The sequence below is a fragment of the Nocardia coubleae NBRC 108252 genome (assembly GCF_001612805.1).
In the GTDB taxonomy this organism is placed as follows: Bacteria; Actinomycetota; Actinomycetes; order Mycobacteriales; family Mycobacteriaceae; genus Nocardia; species Nocardia coubleae.
Genome location: NZ_BDBD01000019.1, coordinates 156,132 through 177,882, shown reverse-complemented (window position 1 = coordinate 177,882; position 21,751 = coordinate 156,132). Strand labels below are relative to the sequence as shown.

Below are 21,751 nucleotides of genomic sequence, written 5' to 3'. Positions count from 1 at the left end.
CCGAGCGCCTGATCCGGGTGCTCACCGCGATCACCGCCGAACCGACGGTGGCCGTGGGCGATATCGAACTGCTCGACGCCGCCGAACGCGCCCTCGTCGTGCGCGAGTGGAACGCCACCGCGCACGAGGTGGATCAGCGCGCCACCCTCGTCTCGATGTTCGAGGCGCAGCTGGCCCGCACCCCGCAGGCCACCGCCCTCACCTTCGAGGGGACGAGTCTGGCCCACCCGTCGCCCGACCACCACCCCTCATCGAGTCGCTCCGCGACGCTGACATATTCCGAGTTCGCGGCGCAGGTGTATCGCCTGGCCCGCTGGCTCGTGGACCGTGGTGTCGGCCCGGAAACCTATGTGGCACTCGGCATGCGCCGCTCGCTCGACCTGGTCGTCGGCATGTACGCGGTGAGCATGGCCGGTGGCGCCTACGTGCCGCTGGACCCCGATCACCCGGCCGAGCGCACGGAATACATTCTGGCGACGGCGGATCCGGTGTGTGTGCTCACCTCGGGCACCGATCTGGAGATCGACACCGCGCAGGTCCGCATCGACCTGCTCGACCTGTCCGGTTACGCCGACACCCGCCTCACCGACGCCGAACGCACCTCCCCGCTGCGTCCGTCGAACACCGCGTACGTGATCTTCACGTCGGGTTCGACGGGTCGTCCGAAGGGTGTTGCCGTCAGCCACGCCGCGATCGTCAACCGCCTGGTGTGGATGCAGGCGCAGTACGGCCTGACCGAGGCCGATGTCGTCCTGCAGAAGACGCCCGCCACGTTCGACGTGTCGGTGTGGGAGTTCTTCTGGCCCTTGCAGATCGGTGCGCGCCTGGTCGTTGCCAAGCCGGACGGTCATCGTGATCCGGCCTACCTGGCCGAGATCGTCGCGGCCGAGGGTGTCACCGTCACCCACTTCGTGCCGTCGATGCTCGCGGTGTTCGTCGCGGATGCCGCTGCCGCGCAGTGTGATTCGCTGCGCATGGTGTTTGCCTCCGGTGAGGCGCTGCCGCCCAAGCCGGCGCACCGCCTGCGCGAGCTCACCGGTGCGGCGCTGCACAACCTGTACGGCCCCACCGAGGCCGCGGTCGACGTCACCTTCCACGAGGTCGTCGACACCGACACCGACACCGTGCCGATCGGCGCCCCGGTGTTCAACACCGAGGTCTACGTCCTCGACGCGCGCCTGCGGCCCGTCCCGGTCGGTGTCGCGGGTGAGCTCTACCTCGCGGGCACCCAGCTGGCGCGCGGCTATGTCGCCCGCCCGGATCTCACCGCGGACCGCTTCGTCGCGAATCCGTTCGGTGAGGACGGCGCCCGCATGTACCGCACCGGTGACCTCGTCGCATGGACCGAACACGGCGAGCTGGAATACCTGGGCCGCACCGACTTCCAGGTGAAGCTGCGCGGTCTGCGCATCGAGCTCGGCGAGATCGAGTCCGCGCTCACCGGCCTCGACGAGGTCGCCCAGTCGGTGGTGGTCGTCCGCAGCGACCAGCACACCGGCGACCAGCTGGTTGCCTACGTCATCCCCGCCGTCGGCCGCACGGTCGACATCGAGGACGCCCGCGAGGAACTGGGCAACAACCTGCCCGCCTACATGGTGCCGTCGGTGATCATCGTCCTGGACGAGTTCCCGCTCAACGCCTCCGGCAAGCTCGACCGCAAGGCCCTGCCCGCCCCGGTGTTCGAGGCCGCGGTGTTCCGCGCGCCGACCACCCCGGTCGAGGAGATCGTCGCCGCCACCTTCGCCGATGTGCTCGGCCTGGACCGGGTCGGCCTCGACGACGACTTCTTCGCCCTCGGCGGCAACTCGCTGACCGCCACCCAGGTCGCCGCGCGCCTGTCGGCCGCCCTGGAATCCGATATCGGCGTGCGCGAACTGTTCGAGGCATCCACGGTCGCCGCGCTGGCCGCGCGGGCCGAGACGCATTCCGGTGACGAGCGGCGCGCCCCGCTGGTCCCGCAGCAGCGCCCCGCGCGGGTACCGCTGTCGCTGGCCCAGCAGCGCATGTGGTTCCTCAACCGCTTCGACCCCGAGTCGGCCGTCGACAACATCCCCGCCGCCGTTCGCCTGTCCGGTCTGCTCGACCGCCAGGCACTGCAGGTTGCCGTGGCCGACGTGCTCGCCCGCCACGAGTCGCTGCGCACCTACTACCCGGAGGCCGACGGCGCCGCCCATCAGGTGATCGTCGCGACCGGCAAGGTCATCCCCGACCTCGCCCCGATCGAGACGACCGAAGCCGAACTGCCGCAGCGTCTTTCGCAGCTCGTGCTGACCGCGTTCGACGTCACCGCCGAGGTGCCGTTCCGCGCCGCGCTGTTCGAGGTGAGCCCCACCGAACACGTGCTCGCCCTTGTGGTGCACCACATCTCGGCCGACGGCTTCTCCATGGGCCCGCTCACCCGCGACGTGATGACCGCCTACAGCGCCCGCGTGGAAGGCGCCGAACCGGCCTGGCGACCCCTCGAGGTCCAGTACGCCGACTTCGCGCTCTGGCAGCGCGGGGTGCTCGGCGACGAGGACGACGCCGCGTCGGTGATCACCAAGCAGATCTCGTTCTGGAGCGAGCACCTGCGCGGCCTGCCCGAGCAGCTCGACCTGCCCGCCGACCGGCCGCGCCCGGCCGTCGCCAGCGGTCGCGGCGCCACCCACACCTTCGAGATCGACGCCCGCACCCACGCGGCGCTCGCCGAGCTGGCCCGCACCCGTGGCGTGACCCTGTTCATGGTCACGCACGCGGCCCTGGCCCTGCTGCTCTCGCGACTGTCCGGTGAGTCCGACATCGCCATCGGTACGCCCATCGCGGGCCGTGGCGAACGCGCCCTCGACGACCTGATCGGCATGTTCGTCAACACCCTCGTGCTGCGCACCGAGGTCGACGGCGCGGCGAGCTTCAGCGAGCTGCTCGCCCAGGTCCGCACCAGCGACATCGCGTCGTTCGGCCACGCCGATCTGCCGTTCGAGCGGCTGGTCGAGATCATCAACCCGGCCCGCTCGCAGGCGCGCCACCCGCTGTTCCAGGTGATGCTGGCCTTCCAGAACACCGGCCAGACCAGCCTCGAACTGCCCGGCCTCACCGCCAGCGGTGTCGACCTGCCGATCGATGTCGCCAAGTTCGACCTGCAAGTGGTGCTCACCGAGAAGCCCGGTGACACGGCAGGCATGGTCGCCGAGCTGATCTACGCGACCGACCTGTTCGACGCGTCGACCATGCACCGCTTCGGCGCCCGCTTCACCCGCCTGCTCAATGCCATCGCGGCCACCCCGAACCGCGCCGTGGGCGACATCCCGCTGCTGGATGCCGCCGAGGTGCAACTGGCCGTTCGCGGCTGGAACGACACCGCGCGCGAGCTGCCCGGCGCGGGCACCCTCGTCGACGAGTTCGCCCGCCAGGCCACGGCCACCACGAACACGGTCGCCCTCATCGACCCGGCCACCGGCGAAACCCTCACCTACGCCGAATTCGCCTCGCGCGTACACCGTTTGGCGCACCGCCTGATCGAGGCCGGTGTCGGCCCGGAGAAGCTGGTCGCCCTCGGCCTGCGCCGCAGCATCGACCTCGTGGTCGCGGCGTACGCGGTGCAGGAAGCAGGCGGCGGCTACGTCCCGCTCGACTTGGACCAGCCCGCCGACCGCATCGCCTACGTGCTCGAAACCGCCGATCCCGTCGTCGTCCTGACCACGACCCGCGACGGTTTCGCCGTCGACGAGCCGACCACGCTGGTCGTCGACGCGATCGACCTGGCCGCCTACTCCGACACCCCGGTCACCGATGCCGAGCGCATCGCACCGCTGCGTCCGCAGCACCCGGCCTACGTCATCTTCACCTCCGGTTCCACCGGTCGCCCGAAGGGTGTGGCGGTGCCGCACTCGGCGGTGGTGAACCAGATCCGTTGGATCACCGCGGAATACGGCATCGGTGCCGACGACGTGGTGCTGTTCAAGACGCCCGCCACCTTCGACGTGTCGGTGTGGGAGCTGTTCGGCCCGCTGAGCACCGGTGGCAGCTTGGTCGTCGCGAGCCCCGACGGGCACCGCGACCCGCAGTACCTCGCCGATGTCATCGCAGCGCAACGGGTCACGATGACCTCGTTCGTCCCGTCGATGCTCACCGTCTTCGCGGGCAGCGTCGATGCGGCTGCGGTGGAGGGCGGAGCGCTGTCCTCACTGCGCGCCCTGCTGATCGCCGGTGAGGCCTTCACCGGTGACGCCGTGGCCGCGCTGCGGCGGGTGAGCGACGCCGACCTGTTCAACCTGTACGGCCCCACCGAGTTCACCGTGCACGCCACGCACGGCCCGGTCGCCGACCAGGTCGACGGCGCCGTCCCGATCGGCGCGCCGGTCTGGAACGCCGAGGCCTACGTGCTCGACGCCCGCCTGCACCCGGTCCCGGCCGGGGTCGCGGGTGAGCTGTACCTGGCCGGTTCCCAGCTGGCGCGCGGCTACTTCGGCCGCCCCGACCTCACCGCCGACCGCTTCGTCGCCGACCCGTTCGGTGACGACGGCGCCCGCATGTACCGCACGGGCGACCTGGTGCGCCGCGACGAGCACGGTGTGATCACCTACCTCGGCCGCACCGACTTCCAGGTGAAGCTGCGCGGTCTGCGCATCGAGCTCGGCGAGATCGAGGCCGCACTCACCGCGCACCCCACCGTCGGCCAGGCCGTGGTGATCGTGCGTTCGGATGCCCGCACCGGCGATCAGCTGGTCGGCTACGTGGTGCCCTCGGCGGGTGCGACCGTCGACACCGAAACGCTGCGTGCGCATCTCGGTGCGCAGCTGCCGTCGTACATGGTTCCGGCCGCGTTCGTCGTGCTCGACGAGATGCCGCTGAGCGCCAACGGCAAGCTCGACCGCCGTGCCCTGCCCGATCCGGTGTTCGAGGCCCGCGAGTTCCGTGCGCCGAGCACCCCGATCGAGGAGATCGTCGCCGCCACCTTCGCCGAGGTGCTCGGCCTGTCCGAGGACCAGCCGGTCGGCCGCGACGACGACTTCTTCGACCTCGGCGGCAACTCGCTCATCGCCACCCAGGTCGTCGCCCGCCTCGGCGCCGCACTCGATACCCGGGTCCCGGTTCGGGTGCTGTTCGAAGCGCCGTCGGTCTCGGCACTGGCCGCCAAGGTGGAGACCCACGCGGGCAGCGGCAGCCGCCGCGAGCTCGTCGCCGGGCCGCGCCCGGAACAGGTGCCGCTCTCGCTCGCCCAGCAGCGCATGTGGTTCCTCAACCGGTTCGACAGCGCCACCGGCGTCAACAACATCCCCCTCGCGGTCCGTCTGACCGGTGACCTCGATGTCGACGCGCTGCGCCAGGCCGTGGCCGACGTGGTGGAGCGGCACGAGGTGCTGCGCACCGTCTACCCGGAAACCGCCGACGGCCAGGGCGTGCAGGTCGTGCTGCCCGCGGCCCAGGTGCCGATCACGATCGATCCGATCACCATCGGCGAGGACGAGATCCGCGACCGCATCAGCGAACTGGTGCTCGCCGGCTTCGACGTGACCGCCCAGGTCCCGGTGCGCGCCGAACTGCTGCGCGTGGCCGGTTCCATGGACGGCTCGCACCCCGACACCCACGTGCTCGTCTTCGTGGTGCACCACATCTCCGGCGACGGCTGGTCGGTGCGTCCGCTGGCCCGCGACGTGATGATCGCCTACGCCGCCCGCTCGCGCGGCGAGGCACCGGGCTGGGCGCCGCTGCCCGTGCAGTACGCCGACTTCGCGCTGTGGCAGCGCGAAACCCTCGGCTCGGAGTCGGATCCGTCGTCGATGATCGCCCAGCAGGTGGCCTACTGGTCGAACACCCTGGCCGGGCTGCCCGACCAGCTGGATCTGCCGAGTGACCGTCCGCGTCCGGCCGTGGCCTCCAACCGCGGTGGGGTGCACGAGTTCTCGATCGACCCGGCCCTGACGCACAGCCTCAACGCGCTGGCCCGCGAACACGGCGCCAGCCTGTTCATGGTGGTGCACGCCGCGTTCGCCGCCCTGCTCGCGCGCCTGTCCAACAGCGACGACATCGCCATTGGCACCGCCGTCGCGGGCCGTGGTGAAGCGGTGCTCGACGACGCCATCGGCATGTTCGTCAACACCCTTGTGCTGCGCAGCACCGTCGACCCGGCGCAGTCGTTCGCCGAACTGCTCGCCGCCACGCGGGAGCACGACCTGGCCGCCTTCGGCCACGCCGACCTGCCGTTCGAGCGGCTCGTCGAAATCCTCAACCCGGCCCGTTCGCAGGCCCGCCACCCGCTGTTCCAGGTGATGCTGTCGTTCCAGAACACCGGCGAGGCATCCTTCGAACTGCCCGGCCTCGAGGTCGCTGGCGTGCCGCTGGACGTGGTGACGGCCAAGTTCGATCTGCACCTGAACCTGACCGATCGTTACCGCGCCGACGGTTCCGCCGACGGCATGACCGCCGAGTTCGCCTACGCGACAGACATGTTCGATGCCGACACCATCGCGAACCTGGCCAAGCGCCTGGTGCGGATGCTGTCGTCGGTCGTCGCCGAGCCGACCCGCCCGATCGGCGACGTGGAGCTGCTGGCACCGGTCGAAAAGCGCCAGGTCGTCGCCGACTGGAATGCCACCGCGCACCCGGTCGACCAGGCCGCGACCCTGGTGTCGATGTTCCAGGCACAGGCCGCGACCAGCGCGAACACACCGGCCCTCACCTTCGAGGGGACAACTCTGTCCTACGCCGGGTTCACCGCCCGGGTGAACCGCCTGGCCCGGCACCTGATCGCCCAGGGCGTCGGCCCGGACACCATGGTCGCGCTCGGCATGCGCCGCTCGCTCGACCTGGTGATCGGCATGTACGCGGTGAGCGTGGCCGGTGGCGCCTACGTGCCGCTCGACCCCGACCACCCGGCCGAGCGCACCCACTACGTGCTCGAGACCGCGGCACCGGTGTGCGTATTGACCACGGCGCGTGACGAATTCGACGCGGGCTCGACGACCGCGCTGCACATCGACAGCCTCGACCTGGCCGGGTACTCGGACGCGCCGGTCACCGATGCCGAGCGGATCGCGCCGCTGCGTCCGTCGAACACCGCGTACGTGATCTTCACCTCCGGTTCGACAGGTCGCCCGAAGGGTGTGGCGGTGAGCCACGCGGCGATCGTGAACCGCCTGGTGTGGATGCAGGAGCAGTACGGCCTGACCGCCGACGACGTGGTGTTGCAGAAGACGCCTGCCACGTTCGACGTGTCGGTGTGGGAGTTCTTCTGGCCCTTGCAGATCGGTGCGCGCCTGGTCGTGGCCAAGCCCGACGGTCATCGTGATCCGGCCTACCTGGCCGAACTCATCGCCGCCGAGGCCGTCACCACCGCGCACTTCGTGCCGTCGATGATGTCGGTGTTCGTCGCCGAACTCGCCGACGACGACGGCCGCGCCGACAGCCTGCGCTTGGTCTTCGCCTCCGGTGAGGCGCTGCCCGCGCCGACCGCCCAGCGGATGCGCGCCCTCACCGGCGCGGCCGTGCACAACCTGTACGGCCCGACCGAGGCCGCCGTCGACGTCACCTTCCACGAGGTCGACGACGCCGACACCACCTCGGTGCCGATCGGTGCGCCGGTGTTCAACACCCAGGTGTACGTGCTGGATTCGCGCCTGCACCCGGTCCCGGTCGGTGTCGCGGGTGAGCTGTACCTGGCCGGTGTGCAGCTGGCCCGCGGCTATGTGGCCCGCCCGGATCTCACCGCCGATCGCTTCGTCGCCGACCCGTTCGGCACCGACGGCGCCCGCATGTACCGCACCGGTGACCTTGTCACTTGGACCGAGCAGGGCGAGCTGGAGTACCTGGGCCGCACCGACTTCCAGGTGAAGCTGCGCGGTCTGCGCATCGAGCTCGGCGAGATCGAGTCGGCGCTCACCGCACTGCCCGTGATCGCCCAGTCGGTGGTCGTGGTTCGTGGCGACGAACGCCTCGGCGACCAGCTCGTCGGCTACCTGATCCCGTCGGCCGGTTCCACTGTCGACATCGACGCGGTGCGCGCCGAACTCGCCAGCGCCCTGCCCGCGTACATGGTGCCGACGGCGTTCGTGATCCTGGACGCCTTCCCGCTCAACGCCTCCGGCAAGCTCGACCGCAAGGCGCTGCCCGCGCCGGTGTTCGAGACCAAGGTGTTCCGCGCGCCCTCGACCCCGATCGAGGAGATCGTGGCGGGCACCTTCGGCGACGTGCTCGGCGTGACCCGCGTGGGTGCCGACGACGACTTCTTCGAACTCGGCGGCAACTCGCTGCTGGCCACCCAGGTCACCGCCCGCATCGGCGCCGCCCTCGACACCCAGCTCGCGGTCCGCGACCTGTTCGAGGCCTCGACCGTGTCGGCACTGGCCGCCAGGGCCGAGCACAACGCCGGTTCCGGCCGCGCCCGCCCGCGCTTGAAGGCGGGGGAGCGGCCCGCGGTCATCCCGCTCTCGCCTGCCCAGCAGCGGTACTGGTTCCTCAACCAGTTCGACACCTCCACCTCCGCGGTGGACAACATCCCCCTCGCCGTCCGCCTCACCGGCGACCTCGATGTGCCCGCGCTCGAGCAGGCCATCGGCGACGTGTTCGCCCGTCACGAGATGCTGCGCACCGTCTACCCGGCCTCGCCCGACGGTCCGCGCCAGGTGATCCTGCCGAACTCGCAGATCAGCGCGCAGGTGCACCACATCGAGGTCGACGAGTCCGAATTGCTCGGTGCCGTCGTCGAATTCGCGATGACGACCTTCGATGTCACCCGAGAGGTGCCGCTCGCGGTCGCGCTGTTCGAACTGAGCGAGACCGACTACGTGCTCGCGTTCACCGTGCACCACGTGTCCGCCGACGGTTCCTCCATGGGCCCGCTGGCGCGCGACATCATGGCCGCCTACGTGGCCCGCGCCCAGGGCGAGGCGCCGCAGTGGGCGCCGCTGCCGGTGCAGTACGCCGACTACGCGCTGTGGCAGCGCGAGGTCCTCGGCGACGAATCCGATCCGGAATCGCTGGCCGCCAAGCAGGTCGCGTACTGGACCGAGGCGCTGGCCGGCCTGCCCGACCAGCTCGAACTGCCCGCCGACCGGCCGCGCCCGCCCGCGCAGTCGTTCCAGGGCAAGGCGATCCGCTTCGAGATCGACCCCGACCGGCACGCCGCCCTGCACAACCTGGCCCGCGCCAACAACGCCTCGTTGTTCATGGTCGTGCACGCCGCGCTCGCCGTGCTGCTCGCGCGTCTGTCGGGCACCGACGACATCGCCGTCGGCACCCCGATCGCGGGTCGTGGCGAGCGTGAACTCGACGACCTGATCGGCATGTTCGTCAACACCCTGGTGTTCCGCACCGCCGTCGACTCCGGCGCCTCCTTCGCCGAGCTGCTCGCCGACGTGCGCGAACGCGACCTGGAAGCCTTCGCCAACGCCGACGTGCCGTTCGAGCGTCTCGTCGAGGTGCTCAACCCGGTGCGCTCCACCGCGCGCAACCCGCTGTTCCAGATCGGTCTGTCGTTCCAGAACCTGGCCGAGACCACCTTCGAACTCCCCGGTCTCACGGTGAGCCCGGTCGACTACGACTCGCAGCTGGCCAAGACCGACCTGCACGTCACCCTGTACGACCGCTACACCGACGACGGCGCACCGGCCCAGCTGGTCACCGAATTCGGTTACGCCATCGACCTGTTCGACGAGTCGACGGTGCAGAGCTTCGCCGACCGCTTCGTGCGGGTGCTCGACGCCGTCACCGCCGACGCGAGCGTCCCGGTCGGCGACATCGACCTGCTCGCCGAGCCGGAGGCCGAGCGGATCGTCACCGCGTGGAACGACACCGCGCACCCGGTCGACACCGACGCCACCCTGGTGTCGCTGCTCGATGCGACGGTGGCGGCGACTCCGAACGCGATCGCGCTGGTCGTCGACGAGGCGGAGTCCGACGACGCGGACACACGCGCCGCTGTCGCGTCCGGCCGAATCGTCTCGGGTCGTCGCGAGTTCACCTACGCCGAGCTCGATGCCGAGGTCAACCGCCTCGCGCGGTACCTGATCGAGCGCGGGATCGGCGCCGAGGACCGGGTCGCCCTGGCCGTCCGCCGCTCCGCCGAGCTGATCATCGCGATGTACGCGGTGGCCCGCACGGGCGCGGCCTACGTGCCGATCGACCCCGATCAGCCCGCCGAGCGCACCGACTACATCCTGGAAACCGCCGCACCGGCTGTCGTGCTGACCACGGCGAGTGCCGAATTCACCACGGCGGCGGCCGAAGTGGTCGTCCTGGACGACCTCGACCTGAGCGCGGTGAGCGCCGAGGCGATCACCGGGCGTTCGCTCGTGCCCGCGAACACCGCGTACATCATCTTCACCTCCGGCTCCACCGGTAAGCCCAAGGGTGTCGCGGTCTCGCACGGCGCGATCGTCAACCAGTTGCTCTGGGAGACGGCCGAATTCGGCATCGGTGCCGACGACGCGGTGCTGCTCAAGACCGCGGCCACCTTCGACCTGTCGGTCTGGGAGTTCTGGACCGCCGCCGTCGCCGGTGCCCGCCTGGTGGTCGCCACCGCCGACGGCCACCGCGACCCGGCCTACCTCAACGACCTGATGCGCGCCACCGGCGTCACCACCCTGCACGTGGTGCCCTCGATGCTCGACGCGTTGCTCACCGAGTCCGGTGCCGCCCTGCCGCGCACGCTGCGCCGGGTGCTCGCGATCGGTGAGGCGCTGCCCGCCGCGACCGCGCAGCGCTTCCGCACCGCCAACACGGCCGCGCTGTTCAACCTGTACGGCCCCACCGAGGCCGCGGTCTCGATCACCAGTCACGCGGTGACCGATGCCGACCAGGTGTCGGTGTCGATCGGTGGCCCCGAGTGGAACAGCCGCGTCTACGTGCTGGATTCGCGTCTGCGTCCGGTTCCGGTCGGTGTCTCCGGCGAGCTGTACCTCGCCGGTGCCCAGCTGGCGCGCGGCTACTACGGTCGCGCGGATCTGACCGCCGACCGTTTCGTCGCCGACCCGTTCTCCACCACCGGTGAGCGCATGTACCGCACCGGCGACCTCGTCGCCTGGAACGCCGACGGCGAACTCGACTACCGGGGTCGCACCGACTTCCAGGTGAAGATCCGCGGCTTCCGTATCGAACTCGGCGAGATCGAGGCGGCGCTGCTGCGTCAGCCCACCATCTCCGCGGCGGCCGTGCTCGCCCACACCGATCCGGTGGTCGGCGATCGACTCGTCGCCTATGTCGTGGCCGACGCGGGCGAGATCGACAAGGTCGCGCTGCGTAACGCGCTGGCCGACGAGCTGCCGTCCTACATGGTTCCGACCGTGTTCCTGCAGCTCGACGCCCTGCCGCTGAACGCCAACGGCAAGCTCGACCGCAAGGCGCTGCCGGAGCCCGAGGTCGAGAAGGCCGTGTTCCGCGCGCCGGTGAGCCCGAGCGAGCAGCTTGTGGCCGCCACCTTCGCCGAGGTCTTGCGCCTGGGTGAGGACAAGCGGTTCGGTCTCGACGACGACTTCTTCGCCTGGGGCGGTAACTCGCTGCTGGCCACGCAGGTCGCCGCCCGCCTCGGCGAGGCACTCGACACCCGCATCCCCGTGCGGTTGCTGTTCGAGGCGTCGACCGTGTCCGCGCTGGCGCACCGCATCGAGCAGCACGCCGAGACCGGTGACCGCAAGGCGCTGAAGGCCGGTCCGCGTCCGGAGCACATCCCGCTCTCGCTGGCCCAGCAGCGGATGTGGTTCCTCAACCGCTTCGACACCCAGTCGGCGGCCTACAACGTGCCCGTCGCGGTCCGCCTGTCCGGCGAGCTCGACGTGGCCGCGCTGCGCGCCGCGATCCTCGACCTGGTGAGCCGCCACGAGATCCTGCGCACCGTCTACCCGCAGACCGAAGCCGGTGCGGCGCAGGTGATCCTGTCGCCCGCACAGGCCGCGCCGGAACTGCTCGAGCGCACCGTCGCCGCCGACGAGGTGGAGACGGCGGTCGGCGAACTGCTCGGCACCATCTTCGACGTCACCGTCGAGGTGCCGCTCAAGGTCGCTCTGTTCCGGGTCGAGAACAGCGACGACTTCGTCCTCGCCATGGTCGTCCACCACATCTCGGGTGACGGCTCGTCGGTCGCCCCGCTGACCCGTGACCTGATGACCGCCTACGCCGCCCGCGCCGCAGGCTCCGAACCCGGTTGGGCACCGCTGCCCGTGCAGTACGCGGACTACAGCATCTGGCAGCGCGAGCTGCTCGGCAGCGAGGACGATCCGGACTCGATGGCCAGCAAGCAGGTGGCCTATTGGAAGCAGGCCCTCGCCGAGCTGCCCGACCAGCTCGACCTGCCCGCCGACCGGCCGCGTCCGGCCGTGCAGAGCTTCGCGGGCAGCAAGGTCGACGTGCGGATCAGCGCCGAGACCCACCGCGCGCTCGTCGAGCTGGCCCGTGGGGAGGGCGCGACGCTGTTCATGGTCGTGCACACCGCCCTCGCGGTGCTGCTCGCGCGCCTGTCCGGCACCGACGACATCGCCATCGGCACTCCGATGGCCGGTCGTGGCGAGGCCGTGCTCGACGACATGATCGGCATGTTCGTCAACACCCTGGTGTTCCGCACCAAGGTCGACAGCGGTGAGGCCTTCACCGACCTGCTGGCCCGCCAGCGCGAAGACGACATCGCCGCCTTCGCTAACGCCGACGTGCCGTTCGAGCGGCTCGTCGAGGTGCTCAACCCGGTGCGCTCCACCGCGCGGCACCCGCTGTTCCAGGTGGGTCTGTCGTTCCAGAACCTCAGCCGCGCCACCCTGGAACTGCCGGGTCTGACGGTCGCGGGCCTGGACATCGACAGCAACCTGTCGCAGTTCGACCTGCACCTCATCATCAGCGACGTCTACGACGAAATCGGTGAGCCCGAAGGCATTTCGGGTCTGCTCACCTACGCCACCGATCTGTTCGACCGCGCCACGGTCGAGGGATTCCTGCGCCGCTTCGAGCGTCTGCTCGAGGCGATCGTCGCCACGCCGCGCACCGCCGTGGGCGATATCGAACTGCTCGCCCCCGCCGAGCGCGCCGAACTGCTCGACGGCCGCAACAACACGGCCAACCCGGTCGACACCGAGGCCACCCTTGTCTCGCTGCTCGACGCCACCGTGGCCGCCGATCCGAAGGCGACCGCCCTGGTCACCGACGACGGCAACCAGCTCACCTACGCCGAACTCGACGCGAAGGTGAACCGCCTTGCGCGCCACCTGATCTCGCTCGGTGTCGGTCCGGAGGCACGGGTGGCGCTCGCCATGCGCCGCTCGGTGGACCTGATCGTCGCGATGTACGCGGTGGCCAAGTCCGGTGGCGCGTACGTGCCGGTCGACCCCGATCAGGCGGCCGAGCGCACCGACTACATCCTCACCACCGCGGCACCGGTCTGCGTGCTCACCAACGACGAGTTCACCACCGACGCCGCACCGGTCGTGCGTATCGACGAACTCGCACTGGAGAGCCTCAGCGCCGCACCGGTTTCCGACGACGAGCGCACCGAGCCGCTGCGCCCGGACAACACCGCGTACGTGATCTTCACCTCCGGTTCGACCGGTCGCCCGAAGGGTGTCGCGGTGCCGCACGGCGCCATCGCCAACCAGTTGCAGTGGAAGCTGGTCGAATTCGGCATGGACGCCGCCGACGCGGTGCTGCTCAAGACCGCGGCCACCTTCGACCTCTCGGTCTGGGAGTTCTGGTCTGCGGCGGTGTGCGGTGGTCGCCTGGTGATCGCCGCGCCCGACGGGCATCGCGACCCGGCCTACCTCAACGAGCTGATGATCCGCGAATGGGTCACCACGCTGCACGTGGTGCCGTCGATGCTGGACGCGCTGCTGGCCGCCGGCATGCCGGATTCGCTGTGGCGGGTCCTCGCCATCGGTGAGGCGCTGCCCGGTTCGCTGGCCCAGCGGTTCCGCACCGCGTTCCCGCGCACCGAGCTGTTCAACCTGTACGGCCCCACCGAGGCCGCGGTCTCGATCACCTCGCACCGGGTGAACGCGGCCGACCAGGGCTCGGTGTCCATCGGTTCGCCCGAATGGAACAGCCAGGTCTACGTGCTCGACGAGCGGCTGCGCCCGGTGCCCGACGGTGTCGCCGGTGAGCTGTATCTCGCGGGCGCCCAGCTGGCGCGCGGCTACTTCGGCCGCGCCGATCTGACCGCCGACCGCTTCGTGGGCAACCCGTTCGGTACCGGCACCCGCATGTACCGCACCGGTGACCTGGTGGCCTGGCACAACGGCGAACTCGACTACCGGGGCCGCACCGACTTCCAGGTGAAGATCCGCGGCTTCCGTATCGAACTCGGCGAGATCGAGGCCGCGCTGCTCGCGCTGCCGGAGATCGCGCAGGCGGCCGTCATCGCCAAGTCCGATCCGCGCACCGGTGACCGTCTCGTCGCGTACCTGGTCGGTGCGGATGTGGATGTGGCGCAGGTGAAGTCGACGTTGGCCGCGAGCCTGCCGTCGTACATGGTGCCCGCCGCGTTCGTCGTGCTCGACGCGCTGCCGCTCAATGTGAACGGCAAGCTCGACCGCAAGGCGCTGCCGGAGCCGGAGTTCGAGGCGCAGGCGTTCCGCGCACCGTCCACCCCGATCGAGGAGATCGTGGCGGGCGTGTTCGCCGACGTCCTCGGCGTCGAGCGGGTCGGTGCCGACGACGACTTCTTCGCCCTCGGCGGCAACTCGCTGCTGGCCACCCAGGTCGCGGCCCGCCTCGGCGCCGCCCTGGACAGCCGGGTGCCCGTGCGCCTGCTGTTCGAGGCGTCGACGGTGGCCGGGCTCGCGGTGAAGGTCGAGCAGGGTGCCGGTGCCGGTGGGCGTCGCGCATTGGTCGCCGTACCGCGACCGGATCAGGTGCCGCTGTCGCTGGCTCAGCAGCGCATGTGGTTCCTGAACCAGTTCGACACCAGTTCCTCGGTGAACAACATCCCGGTGGCCGTCCGCCTGTCGGGCGCGCTGGATGTCGAGGCGTTGCAGCTGGCCGTCGCCGACGTGCTCGCCCGCCACGAAACCCTGCGCACGGTGTACCCGTCGGCTAACGGCACACCGCACCAGGTGATCCTGCCGGTCGAAGGAAATGTGCCGGACCTGACGCCGGAAGACGTTGTGCCCGACCAGGTTCGGGACAAGATCGCCGAACTGATCACCGCGGGCTTCGACGTGATCGACGAAGTGCCGTTGCGCGCCAAGCTGATGCGGGTCGTGTCGCCGGTCGGTACCGACGCGAGCACCGAGTACGTCCTGGTGTTCGTCGCCCACCACATCAGCGCCGACGGCTGGTCGATGGGCCCGCTGACCCGCGACGTGATGATCGCCTACGCCGCCCGCGCGGCAGGCGAGGCGCCCGGCTGGGCGCCGCTGGCGGTGCAGTACGCCGACTTCAGCATCTGGCAGCGCGAGGTGCTTGGCTCGGAGACCGACGAGAACAGCCTGCTCTCCCAGCAGGCCGCGTACTGGAAGCGCGCGCTGGCCGGTGTGCCCGACGAGCTGAACCTGCCGCTGGACCGGCCGCGTCCGAGCACACAGTCCTTCGCCGGTGGCCGGGTGCTGTTCCCGATCGACGGTGACGTCCACGCCGGGCTCACCGCCATCGCCCGCGAGCAGAACGCGACGCTGTTCATGGTCGTGCACACCGCGCTGGCGATCTTCCTGGCGCGCCTGTCGGGCACCGAGGACATCGTCATCGGCACCCCGATCGCCGGTCGTGGCGAGGCCGAGCTCGACGACGTGATCGGCATGTTCGTCAACACCCTCGCCCTGCGCACGCAGGTCGGCGGACAGCAGAGCTTCGGCGACCTGTTGGCCCAGGCCAAGGAGGCCGACCTGGCCGCCTTCGCGCACGCCGACATCCCGTTCGAGCGCCTGGTGGAACTGCTCAACCCCGAGCGCTCCACCGCGCGGCACCCGCTGTTCCAGGTGGCGCTGTCGTTCGAGAACCTGCCCGACGCCGGCTTCGAACTGCCCGGACTTTCGGTCTCGGCGGTCGACTTCGACGTCGACACCGCCAAGTTCGACCTGCTGCTCACCGTCCGCGAGGCCGGAGCGGGCGACGAGGCCGGTGCCTACGCCGAGTTCTCCTACGCCAGCGATCTTTTCGATCAGTCGACAGTGGAGAAGTTCGCGCAGCGGTTCCGCCGCCTGCTCGCCGAGGTCGTCGCCGACACCACCACGCCGGTGGGCGATCTGGAACTCCTCGACAACGTCGAGCGCACCGAGCTGCTCACCCGCACAGGTGGTCCCGCGCTCGCGACGAGCACGCTGCCCGAGTTGCTGGCTCAGGCTGTGGCGGCCAACCCGACCGGTCAGGCGATCGTCGCCCCCGGCGAGTCCGTCGACACGGGCCTGCTCGGCGCGCTCTCGGCAGGGCAGGCGGGCGATGCCCGCTCGCTGACCTACGCCGAGCTCGACGCCGCGTCCTCGCGTCTGGCCCGGGTGCTCATCGAGCGCGGCGCCGCACCGGAGACGGTCGTCGCCATCGCCATGCAGCGGTCCCTGGAAACCACCCTCGCCATCTGGGCGGTTGTCAAGTCGGGTGCGGCGTTCCTGCCGGTCGACCCGAAGTACCCGGCCGAGCGCATCGCGCACATGATGTCGGATTCGGGTGCGGCCCTTGGCATTACGGTGTCGGCCGAGGTCGATCACCTGCCCGCGCCCGCGCTGGGGGACTGGCTCGTCCTCGACGACGCGGCACTGCACACGCAGGTCGCCGCGCAGTCGGCCGAGCCGATCACCGACGCGGACCGTCGCGGAACCGTCCGCGCGGACAACACGGCGTACATGATCTACACCTCGGGTTCGACGGGTCTGCCCAAGGGCGTCGTCGTCACCCACACCGGTGTGGCCAACTTCGCCGCCGCCGAGGTCGCGCAGTTCGGGCTCGGCAAGGACGCACGCACCCTCGCGTTCGCCTCGCCGTCGTTCGACGCGTCGATCCTCGAGTTCCTGCTGGCCGTCGGGTCGGCGGGCACCCTGGTGATCACGCCGGTCGGCGTGGTCGGTGGTGAGGAACTGGCCGAGATCATCGTCGGCCAGGGCCTGACCCACGTGTTCCTCACCCCGCTCGTCGCGGCGTCGATGGAACCGTCGGCACTGGCCGGGCTGGAGGCTTTGATCGTCGGTGGCGACAAGGCGCCGGTCGACCTGGTGGCGAACTGGCACAGCGCGGGCACCGACCCGGCGCACCACCGGTTCTACAACGCCTACGGCCCCACCGAGGCGACCATCGCGACCAACCTGTCCGACGCGCTGCTGCCCGGCGACACCATGAACATCGGTGGCCCGATCCCCGGCGCGACCGTGCTGGTCCTCGATAGTCGCCTGCATCCGGTCCCCGAGGGTGTGTCCGGTGAGCTGTACCTGGGTGGCGTGCCGCTGGCACGCGGCTACCACGAGCGCCTCGGCCTGACCGCCGAACGCTTCGTGGCCAACCCCTACGGTGAACCGGGCTCGCGCCTGTACCGCACCGGTGACGTGGTCGCCTGGCGCACCGTCAACGGCAAGCCCGTCGTGGAATACGTGGGCCGCAACGACTTCCAGGTGAAGATCCGCGGCTTCCGCATCGAACTGGGCGAGATCGACGCCGTGCTCACCGCACACGACGACGTCGATTTCGCGGCCACCATCGGCCGCACTACCGACGCGGGCGCCACCATCCTGGTGTCCTACGTGCGCCCGGTCCCCGGCCGTGCCGTCGAACCCGCCGCCCTGGTCGAGTTCGTGGCGCAGCAGCTGCCCGCGCACATGGTGCCCGCCTCGGTGATGGTGCTCGACGAGATCCCGCTGACCCCCGCGGGCAAGCTGGACCGTCGCGCCCTGCCCGAGCCGGTCCTCGCCCCGCGCGAGTTCCGCACGCCGACAAGCGATATCGAGGCGGTCATCGCCGCCGTCTTCGCCGAGGTGCTCGGTGTCGACGCGGTGGGCCTGGACGATTCGTTCTTCGCCCTCGGCGGTGACTCGATCCTGTCCATCCAGCTGGTCTCGCGGGCCAAGGACCGTGGCGTGCTGTTCAAGCCGCGCGACGTGTTCGAGAAGCGCAGCGTGGCCGGCCTGGCCGAGATCGCGGTACTGGCGGGCGACACCGAGCAGATCGTGCTCGAGGAACTGCCCGGCGGCGGTGTCGGCGACATCCCGATGCTGCCGATCATGCGCCAGATCCTCAGCAGCGGTTCCACCTACGACCGGTTCTCCCAGTCGATGGTGCTCCGCCTGCCGGAGAACATCTCCGAAGAGGTGCTGCACGCCACCATCGGTGCGGTCTTCGATCACCACGATGTGCTCCGCTCGCGGGTCGCGCGCGGTGAGAAGGGTTGGGAGTTCGAGGCTTTGGCGCCCGGCGCGGTCGATGTGAGCGCCCTGGTGCGTCGTGTCGAGGTGTCCGGTGACGTCACCGACGAGGAACTGTCCGCCCTGGCCAGCGTCGAGTACGACCAGGCCATGGGTCGCCTCGACCCGGCCGGTGCCGCCATGGTGCAGTTCGTGTGGTTCGCCTTCGGCGCGCCGACACAGAGCCCGCGCCGTCGCGACGCCTTGCTCATCGTCGGCCACCACTTCGTGATCGACGGTGTGTCCTGGCGCATCCTGATCCCGGACCTCGGCATGGCTTGGGGTCAGATCGCGGCGGGTCAGCCGGTGAACCTGCCCGCCAACGGCACGTCCATGCGGCGCTGGGCGCACAGCCTGGTCGAGCAGGCCGCCGACCGTCGCACGGAACTGCCGTTCTGGCGTGAGGTGTCCACAACGCCCGACCCGCTGCTGGGTTCGCGTCCGTTCGACCCGAAGGTCGACACCTTCGCGACCGTCGACCGGGTGCAGATCACCCTGTCGCCGGAGGTCACCGACGCGGTGCTCACCGCGATCCCCGGCCTGTACCACGGCGGTGTCAACGACGGTCTGCTCACCGCTTTGGCGTTGGCCGTATCCCGTTGGCGCGGAGAAGAATCCGGTACCGCGGCGTTGATCAAGCTGGAGGGCCACGGCCGCCAGGAAGAGATCGTCGCCGGTGCCGACCTGTCGCGCACCGTCGGCTGGTTCACCACCGCCTTCCCGGTGCGTCTGGACCTGGCGGGCGCCGACCTCGACGACGCCTTCGCCGGCGGCGCCGTGCTCGGCGACGTGATCAAGTCGGTCAAGGAGCAGATGCTCGCGGTGCCCGACAAGGGCATCGGCTACGGCATGCTCAAGTACCTGACCGAGCAGGGTGCGGATCTGCCGAGCGTCGGCCAGATCAGCTTCAACTACCTCGGCCGGGCGGGCACGGGCGAGATCCCCGCCGAACTCGCCGAACTCGGCTGGATCCCGGTGGCCGACCTCGGTCAGCTCGACGCCGAGATGGACCTCGACATGCCGGCCAACGCGACGCTGGACATCAACGCCATCGTCGACGACGGCGACGAGGGCCCGCAGCTCGGCGCGAACATCGCCTTCCCGACCGGACTGCTCTCCGCCGAGCGGGCACAGGAGTTCGCCGACCTGTTCGTAGCCGCGCTCACCGCGCTCGCCACACACGCGCAGCGGTCCGACGCGGGCGGTTTCACCCCGTCCGACATGCCGCTGGTGCGCGTCGAACAGTCCGATCTGGATGTGTGGGAACGCGATTACCCCGCGCTGTCGGAGGTGTGGCCGCTCTCGCCGCTGCAGGCGGGCCTGATGTTCCACGCCATGATCAGCTCGGCGACCGTCGACGTGTACACCGTGCAGGCCGTGCTCGACCTGACCGGCACCCTCGACGCCGAGCGGCTGCGCAAGGCCGCCCAGGGCGTGCTCGACCGCTACCCGAACCTGCGGACCGCCTTCGTCACCGACTCGGCCGGTCAGCCGGTGCAGGTGGTGCTGGGCGAGCTGGAGGTGCCGTGGCGTGAGGTCGACCTGACCGAGCTGCCCGAGGACGTGCGCATGCCGCGCATGCAGCAACTGCTCGCCGCCGACCGGGCCAACCAGTTCGACATGGCGACCGCGCCGCTGATCCGCTTCGGTCTGTTCAAGACCGCCGAGGACAAGGCGCACCTGTCGATCACGGTGCACCACATCCTGGTCGACGGCTGGTCGATGCCGCTGCTCATGCGCGACCTGCTGGTGCTCTACGCGGTGCACGGCGACCTCACCGCCCTGCCGCGCGTGGCGTCCTACCGCAACTTCCTGTCCTGGCTCTCGGGCTGGGATCGCGAAGTGTCGCTGCGGGCCTGGGCCGACGCGTTGGCCGGGGTGGAAGGACCCACTCAGCTGGCGCCGCCGCCGCGCACCGAGGAGCGCTTCGAGATCGACAAGGTCGTCGTCGAGATCGACAACGATCGCACCCGGGCGCTCGGCAAGTTCGCCGGCGAGCTCGGTGTCACCGTGAACACGCTGCTGCAGACCGCGTGGGGCATCGTCGTCGGGCGCCTCACCGGCCGCGACGACGTGGTGTTCGGCGCGACCGTTTCCGGTCGCCCGGCCGAGCTGCCCGGCGTGGAGTCGATGGTCGGCCTGTTCATCAACACCCTGCCGGTGCGCATCCAGATCGACGACCGGATGACGGCGGAGAAGCTCACGCAGAAGGTGCAGTCCGAGCAGGCCGAACTGCTCAGCCACCACTTCGTCGGCCTGTCCGACATCCAGCGGGTGGCCGGTGCCGGTTCGCAGTTCGACACGCTGCTGGTGTTCGAGTCCTACCCGATGGACAAGGACGCCGTCACCGCGGCGAGCTCGATCGACGGCATGCAGGTCACCGGTGTCGGCCTCGACGACGCCACCCACTACCCGCTCACGCTGGTGGTGATGGCCGAGTCGACCATCGAGATCACCATGCGCTACCTGCGCAGCACCTTCACCGAGGACGAGGTCCGCACCCTGTCCGCCCGGTTGCTGCGGGTGCTCGACGAACTGCTCGAGAACCCGACCGGCCTGGTCGGTGACATCGACATCCTCGATGCCACCGAACGCGCCAAGCTGCTCGCCGAATCCGGTGTGACAGCGGCCGGTTCGGCGCCCGCTTCGGTGACCGGTGTCGGCGCGAAGACGGTGGCCAAGGTGCTGGCCGAGGTCGTGGAGGCCGACCCGCAGGCACCCGCCCTGCTGCGCGGTGACAGCGAGATCGCCTACAGCGCACTGGATCGCAAGTCCTCGCAGCTGGCCCGCGTGCTCATCGCGCGCGGCGCCGGTCCGGGCGACGTGGTCGCCGTGTCGCTGCCGCGTGGCGTGGATTCGGTGCTCGCCGCCTGGGCGGTGCAGAAGGCCGGTGCCGCGGTGCTGTTCGCGGGCGACCTGACCGGAGTCGAGCTGGCCGCCGCCGGTGCGGCGTTCGGCATCAGCGCGGCCCCGGTCGCCGGGGTGGCAGGCGAATGGCTGGTCCTGCCCGACGTGGAAGACGAGATCGCCGCAGCCGCAGCGCATCCCGTCTCCTACGCCGACCGCGTCCGCCCCCTGGCCGAAGACCACCCGGCCTTCGTCCAGGTCGCCGGCGACACCACAACGGTGCTCACCCAGTCCGACGCCGTCGCCCTGGCCGAACGCCTGCGCGACGAACACGGCATCGACTACGAATGCACCACCTACACCACCCACGCCTCCGGCCCCGCCGCCATCCAGGAATTCCTGGTCTCGGCCACCGCGGGCGCCCTGTCGGTCCTGCCCGCCGGCTCGGTCGATGACGACCTGGCCGACGGAGAGGTCACCCACTGGTTCGTGGTGGCAGGCGAGGCGACCGACGCCGCCGACGGCGAGGTGACGGTGATCATCGCCGAGTAGGACACTTGATCACGACGCTCTGGTGGCGGCGTTTGCCGAGAGGCGGCCGCCACCAGAGCGTGATGATCTTGCTCGAAGTGGCG

1 protein-coding gene (running past one end of the window) is annotated in these 21,751 nt (G+C 70.3%); it reads left to right on the top strand.

Features of this window, described 5'->3' with window-relative positions:
* On the top strand, nucleotides 1–21,668 hold the end of the coding sequence (locus tag NCO8_RS20580; RefSeq protein WP_067641815.1) for a non-ribosomal peptide synthetase. Its footprint begins 22,204 nt before the window's first position; 21,668 of the gene's 43,872 nt are visible here — the last part of the coding sequence; its start codon lies off the left edge, out of view; it ends in the stop codon at nucleotides 21,666–21,668.
* Nucleotides 21,669–21,751 lie beyond the last annotated feature (83 nt).